Annotated in this window: 14 protein-coding genes and 1 pseudogene; 9 read left to right on the top strand and 6 right to left on the bottom strand. The window is 34.1% G+C overall.

Annotation, left to right across the window (positions count from 1 at the left end):
• Positions 1–1,884: a type VI secretion system baseplate subunit TssF gene (locus EAG08_RS19625; RefSeq protein ID WP_129536919.1), complete on the top strand. Its 1,884-nt coding sequence runs from the start codon at positions 1–3 to the stop codon at positions 1,882–1,884.
• Between the two features lie 67 nt (positions 1,885–1,951).
• Here the strand turns inward: EAG08_RS19625 and EAG08_RS19630 are convergent, their stop codons facing one another.
• The 5 genes from EAG08_RS19630 to EAG08_RS19650 all read right to left on the bottom strand — a co-directional run bounded on the left by EAG08_RS19630 (position 1,952) and on the right by EAG08_RS19650 (position 7,372).
• The gene (locus EAG08_RS19630) at positions 1,952–2,251 is read right to left on the bottom strand and encodes a putative quinol monooxygenase (RefSeq protein ID WP_129536920.1); all 300 of its coding nucleotides are present in this window, start codon (positions 2,249–2,251) and stop codon (positions 1,952–1,954) included.
• A 23-nt stretch (positions 2,252–2,274) separates the two neighbouring features.
• Positions 2,275–2,955: a type 1 glutamine amidotransferase domain-containing protein gene (locus tag EAG08_RS19635; protein ID WP_129536921.1), complete on the bottom strand. Its 681-nt coding sequence runs from the start codon at positions 2,953–2,955 to the stop codon at positions 2,275–2,277.
• 144 nt (positions 2,956–3,099) lie between these two features.
• Positions 3,100–3,669, bottom strand: a complete 570-nt coding sequence (locus EAG08_RS19640) for a Crp/Fnr family transcriptional regulator (RefSeq protein ID WP_129536922.1) — start codon at positions 3,667–3,669, stop codon at positions 3,100–3,102.
• 407 nt (positions 3,670–4,076) lie between these two features.
• Positions 4,077–5,513, bottom strand: coding sequence for a hypothetical protein (locus EAG08_RS19645; RefSeq protein ID WP_129536923.1), 1,437 nt, complete (start codon positions 5,511–5,513; stop codon positions 4,077–4,079).
• A gap of 263 nt (positions 5,514–5,776) precedes the next feature.
• Positions 5,777–7,372, bottom strand: a complete 1,596-nt coding sequence (locus tag EAG08_RS19650) for a helix-turn-helix domain-containing protein (protein ID WP_129536924.1) — start codon at positions 7,370–7,372, stop codon at positions 5,777–5,779.
• 1,325 nt (positions 7,373–8,697) lie between these two features.
• Between EAG08_RS19650 and uvrA the strand changes: the two genes are divergently transcribed.
• The 5 genes and pseudogenes from uvrA to EAG08_RS19670 all read left to right on the top strand — a co-directional run bounded on the left by uvrA (position 8,698) and on the right by EAG08_RS19670 (position 14,319).
• The gene (gene uvrA, locus EAG08_RS19655) at positions 8,698–11,526 is read left to right on the top strand and encodes an excinuclease ABC subunit UvrA (RefSeq protein ID WP_129536925.1); all 2,829 of its coding nucleotides are present in this window, start codon (positions 8,698–8,700) and stop codon (positions 11,524–11,526) included.
• Between the two features lie 728 nt (positions 11,527–12,254).
• On the top strand, positions 12,255–12,659 hold the full coding sequence (locus EAG08_RS19660; protein ID WP_129536926.1) for a hypothetical protein: 405 nt from the start codon (positions 12,255–12,257) through the stop codon (positions 12,657–12,659).
• Positions 12,660–12,768: 109 nt separating this feature from the next.
• Positions 12,769–13,280: pseudogene (locus EAG08_RS23180) on the top strand (DUF421 domain-containing protein).
• Entirely contained in the window at positions 13,276–13,779 is a 504-nt protein-coding gene (locus EAG08_RS23185) for a GNAT family N-acetyltransferase (protein WP_410493344.1), read from the top strand. The pseudogene EAG08_RS23180 and the gene EAG08_RS23185 overlap by 5 nt, the downstream one beginning before the upstream one ends.
• 372 nt (positions 13,780–14,151) lie before the next feature.
• Positions 14,152–14,319: a quinol oxidase subunit 4 gene (locus EAG08_RS19670; protein WP_228446658.1), complete on the top strand. Its 168-nt coding sequence runs from the start codon at positions 14,152–14,154 to the stop codon at positions 14,317–14,319.
• Between the two features lie 611 nt (positions 14,320–14,930).
• Here the strand turns inward: EAG08_RS19670 and EAG08_RS19675 are convergent.
• Positions 14,931–15,245, bottom strand: a complete 315-nt coding sequence (locus tag EAG08_RS19675; RefSeq protein WP_047444144.1) for a DUF4286 family protein — start codon at positions 15,243–15,245, stop codon at positions 14,931–14,933.
• Between the two features lie 149 nt (positions 15,246–15,394).
• On the opposite strand from EAG08_RS19675, the gene gyrA reads away from it, so the two are divergent.
• The 3 genes from gyrA (at position 15,395) to EAG08_RS19690 (ending at position 20,089) form a co-directional block, all read left to right on the top strand.
• Positions 15,395–17,989: a DNA gyrase subunit A gene (gene gyrA, locus EAG08_RS19680; RefSeq protein ID WP_129536929.1), complete on the top strand. Its 2,595-nt coding sequence runs from the start codon at positions 15,395–15,397 to the stop codon at positions 17,987–17,989.
• Between the two features lie 28 nt (positions 17,990–18,017).
• Positions 18,018–19,073, top strand: coding sequence for a tetratricopeptide repeat protein (locus EAG08_RS19685; RefSeq protein ID WP_129536930.1), 1,056 nt, complete (start codon positions 18,018–18,020; stop codon positions 19,071–19,073).
• 179 nt (positions 19,074–19,252) lie between these two features.
• Positions 19,253–20,089, top strand: a complete 837-nt coding sequence (locus tag EAG08_RS19690; RefSeq protein ID WP_129536931.1) for a 1,4-dihydroxy-2-naphthoyl-CoA synthase — start codon at positions 19,253–19,255, stop codon at positions 20,087–20,089.
• Positions 20,090–20,094: the final 5 nt, after the last annotated feature.

The following is a 20,094-nucleotide window of genomic DNA, read 5'->3' on the forward strand; positions in this document are numbered from 1 at the left end:
ATGAATTTAGATCAGAATATTTATTCGAAAGAGTCTGTAAAAGCACGAATGTTGCAAAATGCTACCAAAGTCTGGGGATTGAAAAGCCCGCAGTCGCTGGATCCTTTTGTTAAACTTTTAATTGACGCTTTCAGTACAGAAGTTTTTAAAGCGAATAATGAAATTCAAACCGTTAATGCGAGAATTTTAGAAAAGCTTGCGAAACTTTTAACACCATCAATATACACTCATCCGATTCCTGCTCACGCTGTTGCATATACGGCTCCTTTTGAATCTTCAGAGGTTCTATTGGAGCACACTGAATTTTTCTTCAGAAAGCAGATGAATTCAACGGTAAAATCAGAATCAGATAAACAACTGAATATTCCTTTTACACCTATTGGGAGTGTAAAAACAAATAAGGCACAGACAGCCATCATGTTTGTCGGCAACACATGCTACAGCATTGATGATCGTTTAAATAAAATCCCAATTTCAAGGTTTCAGGGAAGGCCGTCCGATTACAGGAAAGTAACAATTGGAATTAACGTTTCAAAATATACCAACGAAAAATTCCCTAGAGCTTTGGGATTGTATTGTTCAAATCCCGCATTTGAGCATTTAGATTTTGTGTATAAATTACTTCCTTACATCACCGTTTCAAGCAACGGAAATCCTTTGTTTGTAAAGGAAGGTTTAACGTATCTTAAAAAAGAACAGGCAGAAGGCTATGAACAACTCTTTCATGAACAATCGATTCAGACCAAAATCATTGAAGACATCAAAAGTATTTATCATCATAAATTCATTGAAGTAACCGGATTGTCAAGAGATTTATTTTCAGAAGCGGGAACATTGCCTCAGGATTTAGATTTTTTAAACGGAAGAGAAGAGATTCAGAAATATATTGACGGAAAAAACTTCTTGTGGCTGACTTTTGAATTTCCTCCTCAGTTTTCCGCTGAGATTTTAGATAATTTCACTTTTGTATTAAACGCTTTCCCCATTTACAATCGTGGCTGGAAAAAGACAGAGTACAGCTTAGACATTATGGGAAATAATATTCCTTTGATCACCGAGGAAGGCGAGCATTTCTTATACGTAGATGAAGTACAGGACGGGGAAGGAAGAAAGTATACCGAAATTCCATTTACTCCATCAGATGATCTTAAAAAAGGTCTTTACACTGTAAGAAAGGGAGGAATGGAAAGATTCAACAACAGAAATGCGGTGGATATGATTTCGAATGTGCTTGAACTGACGAGAGATGAAATTGCAGCTTTTTCTTTATTAAATCGTGACAACGTCAAAGGAATGCTGAGCGAAATGTCTGACAAGATGAAGTCGATGGTGCAGAAAGTAAATAACGCCAAAAGAAGCATCAAGCAGGAGCTCAACTACGTGATTATGGAACCTGTTGAGAAAACCGATCATACTTATGCGTCATTTTGGATTACGCACTGTACTTTTGCGAACCATATGCGCCCCGGAACTGAGCTTTCTAACCAATTAAAATCTCAGTCACTGATACTTCTTACCGAAACCATCGGTGGTGCGGAAGAGCAGAAAGGTTCAGACAGTATTCAGGCATACAAATATGCGTTAACGACCAGAGATAAAATTATTTCGCTTGAAGACGTTAAAAATTACGTGCGAATGGTTTTAAAAGATGAATTAAAAGATGTCCGTGTAAAAAGAGGAACCATGATCAGTAACAAACCAAAGGAAGGTTTCGTTCGAACGGTTGAAGTCGAGGTTATTCCACAAAATTATTCTTTCTACGGAAGAGTGTATTGGGAAAATATGGCAAATATTCTTAGAAATCAGATTATCTCAAAAGCCATCGACGGTATAGAATATCGGGTAATGATTACCAATGAAGATGTAGATTTCTTTGAGAGTTAATCTTATTTAAATAAAAAAACAATTCCGAAAAGCTTTAAATAAAACTAAAGCTTTTCGGAATTTTAATTTAAATAATCTGATCCATCAGAATAACCTCTCTGTTTTCCAGCAAAGGAATAATCTGCTTCACAACCAGATTCTGATAATGTTCTGAGTTTTTATGAGATTCTACCGCTAATTCATTTTCATATCCTTCAAATAAAATCAATGTATTCTGATCACTTTGACTCTGATGAATCTTGTAAAACAAATTTCCTATTTCTTCTGAACTTTTTTTAGAGGCTTCTTTCATAATTTCCAAAACTGCATCCAGTTTCCCTTCTTTTACCTGCCATTTGGCACAAACATAAACTGCTTGTTCACTCATCTTTTTTAGATTTTAATTTTAAATTATGAATTTCTAGACTCTAAAATTGCTACTATTTTTTCACCTACACCTTTTGCAGAGGCAGGGTTTTGTCCGGTTACTAAATTTCCGTCAGCGATACTGTTTGCGGACCAGGCTTCCGCAGCATGGAAAATAGCACCTTGTTCAGTCAATGCAGTCTGCAAATCAAATGGAACATCTGCTCTTGCGTAGTTATCTTCTTCTTCAGTGGTGAAAGAGGTGATATTTTTACCATTTACCAAATAAGTTCCGTCACTTAATTTTACATTTAATAAAGAAACAGGACCGTGACAAACAGCTCCTACAATTGCATTTCTTTCATAAGCTCCAGCGATTACCTTCTTTAGTTCAGCATTTTCAGGCATATCGACCATCGGAGCCAAACCACCAGGAATGAAAACTGCATCGTAATTATTGACATCAACTTCTGAAAGTTTAGCAGCTTTGTGCATGTCTTCCCAACCTTTACCTGTAAGGAATTTCAAATTATCCGGATCATCAGCTAAATTTAATGCGTCTAAAAATGGAGATTCACCCGTTAAACTTGCAAAATCGATTTTATAACCTGCTTTCTCAAATTCTGCATACGGATGTGCGACTTCTGATAAAAAAGTTCCCGTTCTTCTTTTGTTCAGTCCTATTGAGCTTGCATTGGATACAATGATTAATACTTTTGCTTTCATATGTATAAATTTTAATTGATTTTTATTTAAATTTCTATAGCAAATGTATGGCGGCGGCAAGGCGAAACAGAAGGAGGGAGGTCACAAAAAAGTGTGATCGAAATCACACTTAAACTTTTCAAATTCTTTAAAACTTTAAATAAACTATTTAGTATTTGAATAAAGCCTGCTCAATGTTTCCCTACTTACTCCAAGATATTCAGCAATATATTTTTTAGGAATCTGCAGGATGAGGTCAGGATAAAGTTTTGAAAACTCCTCATATCGTTGCTGAGGTGTGCTCGATAGCAAAAGTCTTATTCTGTCCTGCGAAGCAACATAACCGTTCGTCAGTTTTACCCTGAAAAAATGTTCCATCGAATGAAATTCTGCAGCCAGTTTTTCTCTACCTTCCAAGGTAAGGCACAAAACTTCTCCGTCTGAAAGACATTCTACAAACATTGTCGATTTGTTTTGTTTAAAAAAACTGCTGTAATCAGTCATCCACCAATTTTTCTTAGCAAATTGTACAATGTGTTCTTTTCCGTTTTCGTCGAGATAATAGACTTTGTAAATTCCATCTAAGACCAGAAACTCAAATTGTACATCATCACCTTCATGAAGCAGAAACTGATTTTTACGGACGTTCTTAAGTGTAAAAAATGTTTTGATAGATTCAAATTCTTCATGGGTGATGGTGGTTATTTCTTCAATATGCTGCCGTAATCTGTTCATGAATGTTGATTAATACACTGTAAATTTAGATAAAATTGATGAAAATAGAATATAATGATTCTTGATAGGCTTTCAGAAACTATAAAGGAAAAAAAGAGTTTAGTGTTGGTATCTATTGTTCGCTCGATAAATTTAAGCAATCAACGAAATAGAATATCGTGTAACAATTACTTATGAGGATGTAAACTTTTTTTACAAAAAATATTTAAATAAGAGTAAAAGATTTGACTAAAGCTAAGAAATATATTTAAATTTTATAAAAATTATGTATTTAAAGAACTGTCACTAACTAAAAAGTTAATGACAGTCATGTTTTACAATAATTAATCTAATTATAAAATATGTAATTTTTTTCGGCTTTAAATTTCAAGTTGTTATGATGAGAATTATTAAGCTGTTCTGATATGTTATAATTTAATTCTGATTTCGCCAGTACTTGTTTTGTATAACTTACCAACTGCCAAACCTCCGGTAGCCGCAGCTGCATCATTAGCATATGTTGGAAGGGTACTAAAATTAAAATCTGCGGCAGAAACCGAAGCTCTCATTACAGATTTTATAACACCTGTAGAAGTTGCAACTACAATCCTGTCTGCTGATGTTCCTGTGTAAGCAGTTGTATTGATATTTCGGATTCTTAGACCACCTCTTCCTGCAAATTGTGTACCTCCTAAGTCTAATAATTCAGTCGGTTTTGCATCATCTTCTTCACCACTTACGCCTATTGCAGTGTTACCATTTCTAAGCACAGTCATCGCATTATTGAAAGTGTAAGGTGGTGTGTAAGAATTACCATTACCAATTTGAAATAAAGCATCATCTTGTACGGGTGTAGAAGTAAGTGATCCTGTTCGAATAGCATTTCTTTCTCCAATGGCAGTTGAAACAAATCCGGCTGCTAATGTTTGTCTTCCCATAGCTGTTGCTGCAATTCCTTGGGCAGTTGTATAGGCTCCTATTGCTACAGATTGATCTCCACTTGCAGTTGCAGTGTGTGTACTTAAGGCAAGCGAATATAATCCACTAGCCACTGCATTTAGACCAATAGCCATGCTGAATATATTACTGGATGTAGGATTCATGCCAAATGCAGATGAATAGTAACCAGTAGCTTTCGCATTTTGTCCTATGGCAACTGAATAATCTCCGGTAGCTTCTGATTGATTTCCTCCCATTGATAATGAATATGGGCCGCTAGCAATATTAAATGATCCAATTGCTTGTGCTCTTATACCACTTGCATTATTTCTCCAACCAAGTACAGTAGAGTTTTCTCCGGAAGCTCTGTTTTCTACGCCATAAGCTAAAGAATTTACACCAGGTATAGACGTTCCGCTAAGTTCATCAGCATGAGGTATACCTCCACGCATATTGCCTCTGATATCAAATTTTGCAAGCGGTTTTATTGCGGCAAAATCACCAATACCTACGTTACCATTTTGATAAATATTTTGGGTATTTATTGTGGCTGCGGTTGTTGTGTTTTCTAAATTCCAAGGGTTTGCAGCTGCAATAGAATCCCCCTTCATTTTTTGCCATATATTACCATCAAAATAAAAATAACCCGATGTTGTTACATTAATAGTCTTTGTAGTTGTAGAACTTGAAAGCAAAGCCTCAGTTATGTAAACAATAGCGCCTGTCTGTTGAGTATCATAATTAGCATCTTTAGCTTTTAGTTCAGAACCTTTTAGTCTGGGAGCAATAAATCCATCGATTTTTGTAATGTCTGAGGGGGCTGCCATTACATCTAAGGTAGCTTTGGGAGTTTCGGTGTTAATACCTACTTGGGAGAATGCAAATCCGGTAATGAGACTGCTTAAGAGAATAAATTGTTTTTTCATTTGTCTGTAATTTTAGAACTGTATTTTATGTCGTTTGTACTTTTACATTTTAGCTGAGATTTATTATTTCCGTGGGAATTGTTTTTTGTGACGTTTCAAAAGTAGCTTTGTTGAGTTAGTGCTACAAATATTTACTGGCTAGTATTCAGGAAAATGGGTGATTATAATTAAATTTCAAAATATTGATTTTCAGTATTTTATATTTTGTTTTATAATGTTTTTTGTTTTCGAAATTTGTTGTTTAAATAGGTGCTTATTGTATGTTAATTATTTAATTTTTCTTCATTTAAAGCCTGAAGATAATGTGAAGGGGAAATATCTGTGATTTTTTTAAATGCAATCGCAAACTTACTCTGAGAAGAAAAACCAGCTTCATCGGCTAAACTTGCTATTTTATATTTTTGGTATTTAGAATCGCTTTTAAGTTTTTCAAGAATATATTTTATTCGTAATTCATTGATATAATTATTAAAATCTTTATGCTTAAAATTATTAATCACATAAGACAAATACTTAGTATTGGTATCACAGTAGGTGGCGAGATAGGGAAGTGATATAGAATTTCGAGTAAATAAAGTAGAATTTTCAAATTTTTCAAGTTTTGCAAGCAGCTTTTTCTCTGTTGCAGGCGTCATCATTGCAGGCTGCCCAAAATCTAAATTAGTGATGATTTCTTTATCTGTACTTTCTTGCTGAATATTTTCTTCTAAGCTGAAAACCTGATGAATGTGATTATCTTGTATTTGCTTTGTGTTTACTTTGATGTTTGTATGTTTTGCTTTATAATTCGAACTCTTAATAAAAATTAAGATAATATATACACAAAAAAGTGTAATAAGCAGAATTAATATAAGGCTGTTTCTGTGAGATTTTTTTTCTTCAATTTGGTATTTTTGTTGTGAATCAGAATATTCTTTGTCAATAAAAGCAGAAGTGTTATAAGATATTTTTTCTTTTGTAGAATCTTGTTTAATTTTTACTTCAGCCAGTTTTTCGATGTTTTTTGTAGCAAAATAGTACTGCTGAGAAGTATTGTAGATCTCATCTTTTAAGCTCAGATAGTTAGATTGTTCTGCAATACTTTCTGCTTTATCAAGGTATAATTTTGCTTTATCAAGATTTTTTGTTTCAATGTATACTTGTGCAATTCCACTAAAAATTAAACCCTTTAAATAATTATCTGACATTGGAGCTAAAGTAGATGCTGCTTTCTGATAAATACTTAGCGCTCTTTTATTGTCACCTAACTTGTAGTAGCAGATTCCTTCTAATTGGTAATTGTTAGCAACAAGCGTAGGCTCTCTGTTACCAATACTCTTAAAAAGATGATTTGATTGATTTACATAATATAAGGCTTTTTTATAATGGTTAAATTCTATTTCACAATAGGCTTTTTCCTGCATCACTAACCCCAGCATATTACTTGCAACAGATGCATTATTAATCTTTTTAATCACATACTCAGACTTATTGATATAGTCTTTAGCTTGGTTAAACAATCCCAGACTTCTATATTGAGATGATAAAAAGCCATAAATTTTTGATTGCCATAGATAATCATCAGAATTTCTAACGTACTCTTCAGCTTTTAATGCATATTCTAAAGATTTTCTATCATTACCGGATTGTTGTATAAGCGTTGCAGAAAGCATCAGGCTTTTAGCTTTAAATTTTGGGGTTTCTGAAATTTTATAAAGAGAATCTGCAATTTCTAAAGCTTTTTTAAAATCCTTTTGAGAGGTTTCCAAATAGGTTTTGCTGTACATTAGATTGTATTTCTCCGGGTCTTGTGCTTTTAGATTGTTTGTAATTATAAATATTACAAAATACAATAAGAGTGTCAATAGATTTTTAACCATATATCATTAGTTTTAATGCTTTTGCATTTTAATTTCAAATTTAGTGTTACCTGAATGTATTAATTGTGATTATATTTTAATATTTGTTAAAATGGAGGGGGTTGGTAGTGGAAACCATCTGAATAAAATCTGATTGATTTATGAGTAAAAATCCCACTATTAGAAGTCGTTAAACTTTTGATATATAAAATGATGAAAATGTATACTTTGAGATCTTGAATCATATCATTCAAAATCAGTAGAATGATATGATTGAATTTAGTATTGGATTATTATATAAAAGTTCAAATCCATTTCATTTTACCCCAATAAAAATACGGTTTTGGAAATAATTATAAAAGAAAGAGTTTGACGTATTCCTGAAAATGAATAGCTTAAATAATAGTTTTTGTGTTTTAATTTACTGAATATGAGATTTTTATGATATTTTACACAGTAATGGAGATTGATGCTGTTATTTTACACATTACGTTTATTTATTCTAGTTATATGAAATTGTTATTGATGAATTTAAAAAAAGCATTATAATGAAAATGCTAGTCTTTATTTTCCTGAAAATGATTGAAGTACCAAACTTTGTTATACTTCGATATTTGTAATTTTACCAAACTTAAGTATTCAAAATACAATTTTTTCTATACCAAAAATCACTAGTTTATATAAAGAGCTAGTGATTTTTTTAATCAAAATTTACATCTTGTTATGAAAATCAATAACAAAAATAACGTTAGAAATATCAGATTTTATCTTCTACTTCTTTTCATCATATTAATCATCATCGCAATTTTTATTTTAAGGGGACGTTTTCAGATTTTCACCATATGTATTGCAAATGCAATCTTATGTTTTATTATATTTTTTAATTATCGCGAATTTGAATATTCCGGAGAATGTATTTCTTTTAAAAAATATTCTGTTTTTAAGAGTGGTTACATACGTCCATTTGTAGAAATGCCTGTTACTCATTTTAAAGATTTTGAAATAAAAAGATGTATGTTCACATATTTTTTAATTATTACTTTTGATAATGGAATTTCAGTAAAGAAGAATTTCAGTTTATCGCTAAAATGGTATAATGACCAACAGATTATTAGTATCACAAACGTTTTGGACTCATTAAAAGAGAACAGAAATAGTGAAAATTCTTGAAAATTTTTAAATAAATTGATTAAGATAAATGATAATGATACGGTAGGATTTAGATTTAAAACTCATGAAAATTATGTGGCATTCCAATTAAAATCGAGACCATTTTTAACTCAATAAATTCCATAAAATTCCGTATTTTTGCCAATCGTGATTTTCATGTAAGGTCACCCCAAATTATGAGTGAATCAAAAGAATATATAGAAGTTTACGGAGCCAGAGAACACAATCTTAAAAACATTGATGTCAAAATTCCGCGTAATGAGCTGGTGGTAATCACCGGACTTTCCGGAAGCGGAAAATCGTCATTGGCTTTTGATACGATTTTTGCTGAAGGTCAGCGTCGTTACATAGAAACTTTTTCTGCTTATGCACGTCAGTTTTTAGGCGGTTTGGAACGTCCCGATGTTGATAAAATTGAAGGATTGTCTCCCGTAATTGCGATTGAGCAGAAAACGACCAACAAAAATCCCCGTTCTACAGTGGGAACGGTGACTGAGCTCTACGATTACCTTCGTTTATTGTTTGCGAGAGTTTCTGATGCCTATTCTCAAACGACAGGCAAGAAATTGGTTAGCTACACCGAAGATCAGATTCTTGATACAATTAAAGAAAACTACAAAGGCGAAAAGCTAATGTTGATGGCGCCTGTTGTTCGTTCAAGAAAAGGTCATTATCACGAACTTTTTGTTCAGATGGCTAAGAAAGGGTACGGACAGGCGAGAATTGATGGTGAATTGCAGGATATTGAGTATGATTTAAAACTCGACCGTTACAAAACCCACGATATTGACATCGTCATCGACCGTTGGATCATCGGTGAATCTGCCTCTGAAACCAGAATGGAAAAATCACTGAGAACTGCCATGGAAATGGGGGAAGGCGTAATCGGAATTCAAAAGCTGGGAAGTACAGACATTGAATATTTCTCAAAAAATTTGATGGATGCCGAAACCGGTCATTCATTGGCTTTGCCCGAACCGAATACTTTTTCTTTCAACTCTCCGAAAGGAAGCTGCCCAAGCTGTAAAGGTCTGGGAACCATTAAAAAAATCAACACTGATTATTTTGTTGAAAATCCGAAATTATCGATCAATCAGGGAGGTTTATTGCCTTTGGAAGATATCAAATCGAACAAATGGATTTTGGCGCAGATCAAAAATATTCTTGAAATTTTCGGGTTGGGATTGACGACTCCGTTTAAAGATATTCCTGCAGAAGCGTTGGATTATATGTACAACGGTTGTCACAAAGAATTTAATAAAGACCTGAAGTATGCAGGAATTGCCAAAAAAATAAAGATCAGTTTTGATGGTTTGATTCCTTTTATGGAAGAAATCATTGACGAAAAAGAGTCTTATGAAGGTGTTTTGCTCGAAAGACATTTTACAACCGAAGAAACCTGTCCTGAATGTAAAGGAGCACGTCTTCAGCCGGGGAGTTTAAGCTTTAAAATCGACGGAAAAAATATCGCTGAGATCAATGGTTTGAGTTTATCAGATCTGAAAGATTGGTTGAGAGATGTAAAAGATAAATTTTCGCCGAAACACGCAATTATCGCTCATGAAATTTTAAAGGAAATCGAAACCAGACTTCAGTTTTTATTGGATGTCGGTTTGGAATATTTAAGTTTAAGCAGAAGTTCAAAAACCCTATCCGGTGGAGAATCTCAGAGAATTCGTCTCGCAACACAGATTGGTTCTCAATTGGTGAATGTTCTTTATATTTTGGACGAACCAAGTATTGGTTTGCACCAAAGAGACAACGAAAGACTGATTAAATCATTAAAAAATCTTCGTGACATCGGAAACTCTGTGTTGGTAGTAGAGCACGACAAAGATATGATTATGGAAGCCGATGAGGTTTTGGACATTGGTCCGAGAGCCGGAAAATTCGGTGGAGAAATTCTTTGGCAGGGAAAACCGGAAGATTTATTGAAAGCAGATACCATCACTGCAGATTATATCAACGGAAAAAGAAAAATTGCCATTCCAGAAGTCAGAAGAGAAGGAAACGGGAAAAGTATCGTTTTAAAAGGTGCTACAGGAAATAATCTTAAAAATGTAAACCTTGAGATTCCGTTAGGAAAATTGGTGGTTGTGACAGGAATTTCAGGAAGCGGAAAATCTTCTCTGATCAACGGAACTTTGTATCCTATTCTTAACAAACATTTTTACAGAGCCGTTCAGGAACCTTTACCTTACAAGAAAATAGAAGGTCTTGATAATATTGATAAAATCGTAGATGTTGACCAGACTCCGATCGGAAGAACACCACGTTCAAATCCTGCGACCTACACAGGAATGTTCACCGATATCAGAAACTTGTTTTCTGAATTGCCTGAAAGTAAAATCCGTGGTTACAAACCGGGAAGATTTTCTTTCAACGTAAAAGGCGGAAGGTGTGAAACTTGTCAGGGAGGCGGTTTGAAAGTCATTGAAATGAATTTCTTACCTGATGTTTACGTGCATTGCGAAACCTGCAACGGAAAACGTTTCAACAGAGAAACTCTGGAAGTTCGTTACAAAGGAAAATCTATTTCTGATGTTTTGGATATGACGATTGATGAAGCTGTAGATTTCTTCCAGCCAATTCCAAAGATTTTTGCAAGAGTGAAAACTTTGCAGGATGTCGGTTTGGGCTATATAACGATGGGACAGCAATCGACCACACTTTCCGGAGGTGAAGCGCAACGTATCAAACTTGCAACAGAATTAGCAAAAAGACAAACCGGAAATACTTTATATATTCTTGACGAACCCACAACCGGACTTCATTTTGAAGACGTGAAAATTCTGATGGATGCCATTAATAAGTTGGTAGAATTAGGAAACTCTTTCATCATCATCGAACATAATATGGATGTGATCAAACTGGCAGATCATATTATTGATGTTGGTCCTGAAGGTGGAAAATATGGCGGTGAGATTATTGCTAAAGGAACTCCGGAAGAGATTATTAAATCGAAGAAGAGTTTGACAGGGAAGTATTTGAAGAAGGAGATGTAAAAAAATAAATCAATTAAGATAGAGAAAAGAATTTGCGAAAGCAGATTCTTTTTATTTTTATAAGTTTAAACTTTATATAGAATATGAAAAAACTAATTATTTTCAATTTTATTTTTCTGATATTATTAAACGCCGTGCTAATTGCGAAAGAAATTTTCTTCGCTTCATATTCAAGTTCCAGATATGAAGACTTTACATATATTAATGTTGATAATGAAAATTCTTTTAGCTATGGAGTTTTTAGAGTATCAATTTGGTGGATGATTTATTTCCTTTTACTGTCAATTACCAGTATTTATATTTTGCAATACTTGAAATCTAAGTTCAAGAAAATTCAGTTTTTTATTGTTATGATTTTGTTTCAGATTATTGTATGTTATTTAATTAATGAACTAATCCTGAGAAATATTTTTGGTTTTTTTCAATTGGAGAATATTTTGACCAATATAATTTCTATAACTATCTTTTGGTATCTCACAATCTTTAAATTTAGTAAAGCATCTTGAATTTGAATTATATATTTTAATTGTAAATTCTGTCTTTGGCCTTTTTTTCTCTCCAATGTTAACAATTCAATTATTTTTAAAATTTAAATAATTGAGCATCAATATTTTACATTCTAATGTTAACTCAATGTTAACTCAATGTGAAATTAGTATGAATATTTTTTTATATCTTTGATTTAGAATTCAAAACAAGTTTAATATCTAATTTAAAATCAAACGATTATGAAAAATAAAATCCAAATATTTGTTGCTTCACTTTTCGCATTAGGATTAACAGCAATCGCAGGTAACGTAAAAGCACAGACCACTTCAAGCAATACCATTCAGGAAGTTCAGTTGAATAAAAATGATGCATTCACTGAAATCAGAAGCCTGTTAATGGATCAGTTTGATTTTACAAACTCTGAGTATAAAGAAGGTATTGTAAAGTCTGAGGTGAAGTTTGATGTTGCTGAAAATGGGAAAATTGTGAATGTACGTTCAAAAGGTGATTGCAAAAATGTAAGTAAAGAAATTGAAAATGTTTTAAGCCATCTTCAGTATAAAATTGATGCAAGAAAGCTTAATGAAAACATGATTGCCTCATCTTATGTTATGCCGGTGACGGTTGATATTACCCACAGATAGATTGAAATAATTGATCAAACAAACTATATACAATTTCCCTAAACTGCTTGAAAAAGCAGTTTTTTTATTTCCTGTAATTGCATACATTTGATTTTAAATTTTCCAACCTGTGAATCCTATTCTTGATGTTGTTGTCCGTTCCCTCTGCGTTTTCCTTTTTATGGTGATTGCTATTCGGCTATTTGGGAAAAACCAGCTTTCACAACTGAATGCGGGAGATGTTGTTTTGCTGCTTTTAATTTCAAATGCTGTGCAGAATGCGATGGTAGGTGAAAATACCTCTTTGGAAGGTGGAATTGTTGCAGCTTTAGTTTTGTTTGCTGCCAATTTTATACTAAAGAGACTCATGTTTTCAAGCCGTACATTTGCAAGTTTTATGGAAGCAGATCCTGTGATTTTAGTAAAAGACGGAGTGGTGGATCATGTAGCTTTACGAAAGGTAAAAATTAGTTTTGATGAATTGAACGAATCCATCAGAGAACACGGAATAGAAAAGATAGAGAATGTAAAACTTTCGATTCTGGAAGTCGATGGAAATATCAGTGTAATTTCTGAAGATGAAAAAGATAAGCAAACGCATTATTCGAGAATTAAGAGAAAAATAAAAGAAAATATCATTAAAAAAATGAACTACGAAATAAGAGAAATGCTCCCAAAAGACGAAACCCGTGTGATGGAAATTTTTCAGCAGGGGATAGATGGCGGAATTGCTACTTTCGATACCGAACTTCCGAATGTTGAGGTGTGGAATACAAGCTTTATCAACGACTGCCGCTGGGTTTTGGAAAATGAAAAGAGTGAGGTGATTGGTTGGTCTGCTTTGAAGCCTGTAAGTAAAAGAGAATGTTTTAAAGGGGTCGCTGAGGTAAGCATTTATTTTGATCAGAATTATGTTGGGAAAGGTTTAGGGTCACTTTTATTAAAAAAACTTATTATTGACAGTGAAAACCACGGATTCTGGACTCTACAATCCAATATTTTTCCGGAAAATGAAGCGTCTATCAAATTTCATTTAAAAAATGGTTTCAGAACGGTTGGTGTCCGTGAGAAAGTAGGAAAGCTTCACGGTGAATGGAAAGATTTGGTGATGCTTGAAAGAAGAAGTGAGATTGTACTTTAAAATCTTACTATTTTTTTTGGTTTGGGTGAGTAGTCTTTTGGCATTTTGATTGTATGGTTCAGATTATTAATTTAAAATAATTTGATTATGAAATTTCTTAAAAATACAGTCGCAATGCTAATTTTAGCTGGATTTTTTTCATCATGTGTTCCACATCCAAGTCAAAGACCGATGCCGCCTGGTCATGATAAAAAAGTTGAAAAATTAAAAGAGGCACATCCCAGCAACAGAAACAAGTAGTATTTTACATTGATTTGATTATTTAAATCCACCTGATTTCTTTCTCCTAAATTTTGGCATTATCATTGTAAGTCCCTTTATTGGACAAAATTTAAAGTGAAAGTTATGAAAGGATTAGTGAAAATAATCGGTATGGTCGGTGTGGTGAGCATGATGTTGGTATCATGTGTTGTTCATGATCATCATGGGCGAAGACCAATACCCCCAGGACACGCCAAGAAAATTTATGGTGGTGGGAGTGCAAAACATTATGCGCCCGGTCAGATGAAAAAAAGAGGTCATCACAGAGGAAGACATTAAATAATAGGGCCTCACGTTGGGGCTTTTTTCAATGATTGATAAAAAATTACAACTTTTAAAGTGAGAGTGAAAGTTTTAGACCCTTAAAAACACTATGATAGAATTAGGAAATCAGAGATTAGTCAAAAAATAGCATTACATAAAGATTTGTACATATTATTTTTGAAACATTTCCGTTATTCAATTGTAATCTTTCTCAATTTTTGGCATTATCATTGTATTTTTTGAGAAGTTAACTTGAAATTTTTATCATTATGAAGTTGTTATCAAAAGTAATTGGAGTGTTCTTAGTCATTTTTGCAGTTGCATTTTATCAGGCAGAACCTACCCAAAAACGTCATCATCCTCACTCGTACAAAAATCATCATCGTGGCCATCACAAGATGAAGTACAAAAGAGTAGCGTCTCATAAGGCTCCAAGGCATTATTACAAGAAACACTATTACAGACCTGCGAGACCTTACAGACATTATACTCACAAAAGATACATACAACCCCGGGTTTATCATAGCAGACCGGTTGTTGTGGTTAATTTATAAAATTAGGCTGTCTCAGAAATGGGACAGCCTAATTATTTTATCAGCTTGAAAAGGTTTTATCTAAAATATAAATTAGATTTTCTTTTTCTTAGGATTTAAAAAAGTATTGAATATCATTACTTCTTGTCCGAACTTTTTTTCGATTCTTTCAGAGATATTTAATAATTCGCTTTCCATAAACTCAGTTCTTTTTTCTTCATCATCGAAAATCAAAAGAAGATTATAGTTTTTTCCGTCTTCAATGAAGTCGCTGTGTACCTCAGAGAGGATATATTTTTCGACATCCAAAAGATTTTCCGTCATCAAAACCAAGGTGTCATCCACGTAATTTTCCCATTCTTCGATATTGTCTTTTGTACAATGGAAAGTAATGCTCAATACGCTCATATTTTTAAGAATTTTTAAGATTATTTGAATAAATAGTTCCGCAAAAATCGGTAAAATTTTCGTAAATTAGCCCGTTATTAAATATTCAAAATAAATAGTTTTCAGGTTGTTTTTTAAACATCTGATTATCATTACAATAAAAGTTATATATGCAAAGAGAAGGAGAAAGATTGATTCCTATCAACATCGTTGATGAAATGAAGTCATCTTATATTGATTATTCAATGTCCGTTATTGTTTCAAGAGCTTTACCGGATGTAAGAGATGGCTTGAAACCTGTTCATAGAAGAGTACTTTATGGTATGTATGGTTTGAACGTTTTTTCAAATAGAAAACACTTAAAATCTGCAAGAATCGTAGGGGATGTTTTAGGTAAATATCACCCACACGGAGATTCTTCTGTATACGATGCTATGGTAAGAATGGCTCAGACATGGAGTTTGCGCTATCCACAAGTAGATGGGCAGGGTAACTTTGGGTCAATGGATGGTGATCCGCCTGCAGCAATGCGTTATACCGAGGCAAGATTAAAGAAAATTTCAGACGAAATTTTATCTGACCTTGACAAGGAAACGGTTGACTTTCAAAACAACTTTGATGATAGCTTGACGGAGCCAAGCGTGATGCCTACAAAAATCCCAAATCTTTTGGTAAATGGTACTTCTGGTATCGCAGTAGGTATGGCAACCAATATGGCACCTCACAATTTAACTGAAGCGGTAGATGCAATTACAGCATACATCGATAACAGAGAAATTACTATTGATGAATTGATGCAGCACATCGTTGCTCCAGATTTTCCTACAGGAGGAATTATCTACGGTTATGACGGTGTAAGAGATGCTTTCCATACCGGAAGAGGAAGGGTCGTTCTTAGAGCAAAAGTAAGCTTTGAGGAAGTTCACAACAGAAATGCAATTATTGTAACTGAGATTCCTTATCAGGTTAACAAAGCTGAAATGATTGCGAGAACTGCTGAGTTGGTGAAGGATGAGAAAATTCCGGGTATCTACGAAATCAGAGACGAATCAGACAGAAACGGGATGCGTATTGTTTATGAATTAAAAAACGATGCGATTCCTAATGTTGTCCTTAACTTATTATATAAATATACTTCGCTTCAGACTTCTTTCAGTGTTAATAATATTGCATTGGTACACGGAAGACCGGAGCAGTTGAATTTAAAGGATATTATCCATCATTTTGTTGAGCACAGACACGTTATCATCGTAAGAAGAACGGAGTATGAGCTTAGAAAAGCAAGAGAAAGAGCACACATTCTTGAAGGTTTCATGAAGGTGATCGGAACTCAGGATTCTTTAGATAAAGCGATTGCGATTATTCGTCACAGTGCCAATCCACAAGCTGCAAAAGAAGGAATTATTCAGGAATTTGATTTGTCTGAACTTCAGGCTCAGGCGATTCTAGACCTTCGTTTGGCTCGTCTTACAGGAATGGAGCTTGACAAAATCCGTGATGAGTATGAAGCAATTATGAAAGAAATTAATAATTTGGAAGATATTTTGGCTAATGAACCAAGAAGATTCCAGATCATTAAGGATGAATTGGTTGAAATTAAAGAAAAATACGGCGACGAAAGAAGAACAGAAATCGATTATTCAGGAGGTGAAATGTCTATTGAAGATATTATCCCGAACGAAGCGGTAGTTCTTACGATTTCTCACGCAGGTTATGTGAAGAGAACGTTACTTTCAGAATACAAAATTCAGAGCAGAGGTGGTGTAGGAAATAAAGCAGCGACGACGAGAGATTCAGATTTCTTAGAATACATCGTATCTGCAACCAATCACCAATACATGTTGTTCTTTACAGAAAAAGGTAAGTGTTATTGGTTAAGAGTATTTGAAATTCCTGAAGGTTCTAAAACTGCAAAAGGAAGAGCGGTACAAAACTTGATCAACATTGAGCCAGATGATAAGATTAAAGCATACATCAGAACCAATAACTTAAAAGATTCTGAATATGTAAATCAAATGAGCGTATTAATGGTAACCAAAAATGGTACAATTAAGAAAACCTCTCTTGAAGCATATTCACGTCCAAGAGTAAATGGTGTAAATGCAATTGAAATTAGAGAGAATGACATGTTGCTTGGTGCATACCTTACAAATGGTACATCTGAAATCATGATTGCTACTAAAAATGGTAAATGTATCCGTTTCCCTGAAGCGAAAGTGAGAGAAGTGGGTAGAGGATCTATTGGAGTTCGTGGTATCAGCATGGAAGATAATGATGAGGCAATCGGTATGATTGTGGTGAATGACATCGAAAATGACACAGTGCTTGTAGTATCTGAAAAAGGATACGGAAAGAGAACTGCTGTTGAAGATTACAGAATTACCAACAGAGGTGGAAAAGGTGTTATCACGCTTAATATCACTGAAAAAACAGGTAATCTTATTGCAATTCAGAATGTAACAGATGACGATGGATTGATGATTATCAATAAATCTGGTGTTGCGATCAGAATGAATATGAATGAGATGCGTGTGATGGGTAGAAATACTCAGGGCGTAAAAATGATCAATCTGAAAAAGAATGACGAAATTGCAGCCATCGCCAAAGTAGAAATGGATAAAGACGTTGTGGAAGAAGAGGAACTTTTAGAAGGCGAAGAAGGAATAGTTCTTCCTACAGAAGAAGGTAACGCTCCGGAAATAGAAAACAATTCAGAAAACGAAAGCTCAGAAGATACAACTGAAGATACCGCTTCTGAAGAATAATTAAAATAAAAATAAAATTGTTATTATTATGAAAAAGCTAATTTTAGGTATAGCGATCATTTCATCAGCATTTGTTTTCGGACAAAAGCAGGAGAAGCCAGATGTTAATGCGCAATTGCAAGCTTCTAATAAAGCAGCAATGGATGCTTATCAGGCTAAGAATTATTCTGTAGCCGCACCAAAGTTTTTAGAAGTTTATGACTTAATGAAAGCTAATGGTCAGGACGATAAAATCTATATGTATTACGCAGGATTAAGCTATGCTCTTGCAAATAATGTAGATGAATCAATAAAAATTTATACTGATTTACTAAATTCAGGATATACGGGTGTTCAAACTCAATACACAGCGAAAGATAACAAGACTGGTCAGGTTGCGACGTATGATAAAAATACTTGGGAATTATTGAAAAAAGCCTCGTCAAAAGATTATTCGGATTTCAAATCTGAACAGACAAAAAGTGTAGAATCGGATTTGTATGAAACTTTATCAACATTGCTTTTAAATGCTAAAAAGAATGATGAAGCTTTAGCTTTAATTGAAAAAGGTTTGGCTAAATTTCCGAATAATGCTAAATTGAAAGAATATCAAGGTTCTGCATTGTATGCTACTGGAAACACAGACAAATTCTTAACAAATCTGAAAGAACAATTAGCCAAAAATCCTAATGATGCTACCAATTGGTATAATTTAGGAGTTTTGCAGGCGAAAACTCCTGCGACTGAAGCTGATGCAATTGCTTCGTTTCAAAAAGCAATTGAACTTGCGGGAACTAACGCGGCGTTGCTTAACAATTCATATCAGAATTTAGTATATACATCACTTGGTGATGATGCAAAGGCGGTTGAAAGTATTAATGCGTTGAGAAAGTCAGATCCGGATAAGGCTACAACATTAATTGAGGCAAGAAAGGAAAGATTCAACAAAGCCTTGCCTTATGCTGAAAAATGGCATCAGACAAATCCAGAAAATATGGATGCCATTACTACTTTGAGAGAAATCTATGTTATTACAAAAAATCAGGCAAAAGCTGCAGAAATGAAAGCTAAAGAAGCTGCACTTCAGGCTAAACAGCCAAAATAATATTCATTCATTTGAATTCATATAAAACCGAAGCATTTTGTTTCGGTTTTTTTATGTGTATTTCAGTTTTGATTTCTTAAAAATGATCAATCAGTTTAGTTTAAATATTGCGTCATTATCTTCAAAATCAATCTGAAATCTCTCTCTAATTACGTATATTTGAGAAAAATTTTTACAGAATGATCGAGTGGAAAACCGTAAAGGAATACGAAGATATTACTTATAAAAAAAGCAACGGCGTGGCAAGAATTGCCTTCAACAGACCGGAAATCCGTAATGCTTTCAGACCCAAAACAACTTCAGAATTGTATGATGCTTTTTATGATGCCTCAGAAGATCCTTCTATTGGTGTTGTTTTGCTTTCAGGAGAAGGGCCAAGTTCGAAAGATAGAGTATGGGCGTTTTGCAGTGGAGGAGATCAAAAAGCAAGAGGTCAACAAGGTTATGTTGGGGAAGACGGAAGGCATCGTTTGAATATTCTTGAAGTTCAGCGTTTGATCCGTTTTATGCCAAAAGCTGTGATTGCAGTAGTTCCAGGTTGGGCTGTAGGTGGTGGTCACTCGCTTCATGTGGTTTGTGATTTGACTTTAGCGAGTAAAGAACATGCTATTTTCAAACAAACTGATGCTGATGTGACGAGCTTTGACGGCGGTTACGGTTCAGCGTATTTGGCTAAAATGGTAGGACAAAAAAAAGCACGTGAAATTTTCTTTTTAGGAAGAAATTATTCTGCTCAGGAAGCTTTCGATATGGGAATGGTGAATGCCGTAATTCCTCATGACGAACTGGAAGATACTGCTTACGAATGGGCTCAGGAAATTTTAGCTAAATCTCCGACTTCTATCAGAATGCTGAAATTTGCAATGAACCTTACCGACGACGGAATGGTTGGTCAGCAGGTATTTGCAGGAGAAGCAACCCGTTTGGCGTACATGACAGAAGAAGCAAAAGAAGGTAGAAATGCCTTCCTGGAAAAGAGAAAACCGGATTTCGGAAAAGATCAGTGGATTTCTTAAATAAT

The sequence above is a fragment of the Chryseobacterium sp. 3008163 genome (genome assembly GCF_003669035.1).
Classification (GTDB): domain Bacteria; phylum Bacteroidota; class Bacteroidia; order Flavobacteriales; family Weeksellaceae; genus Chryseobacterium.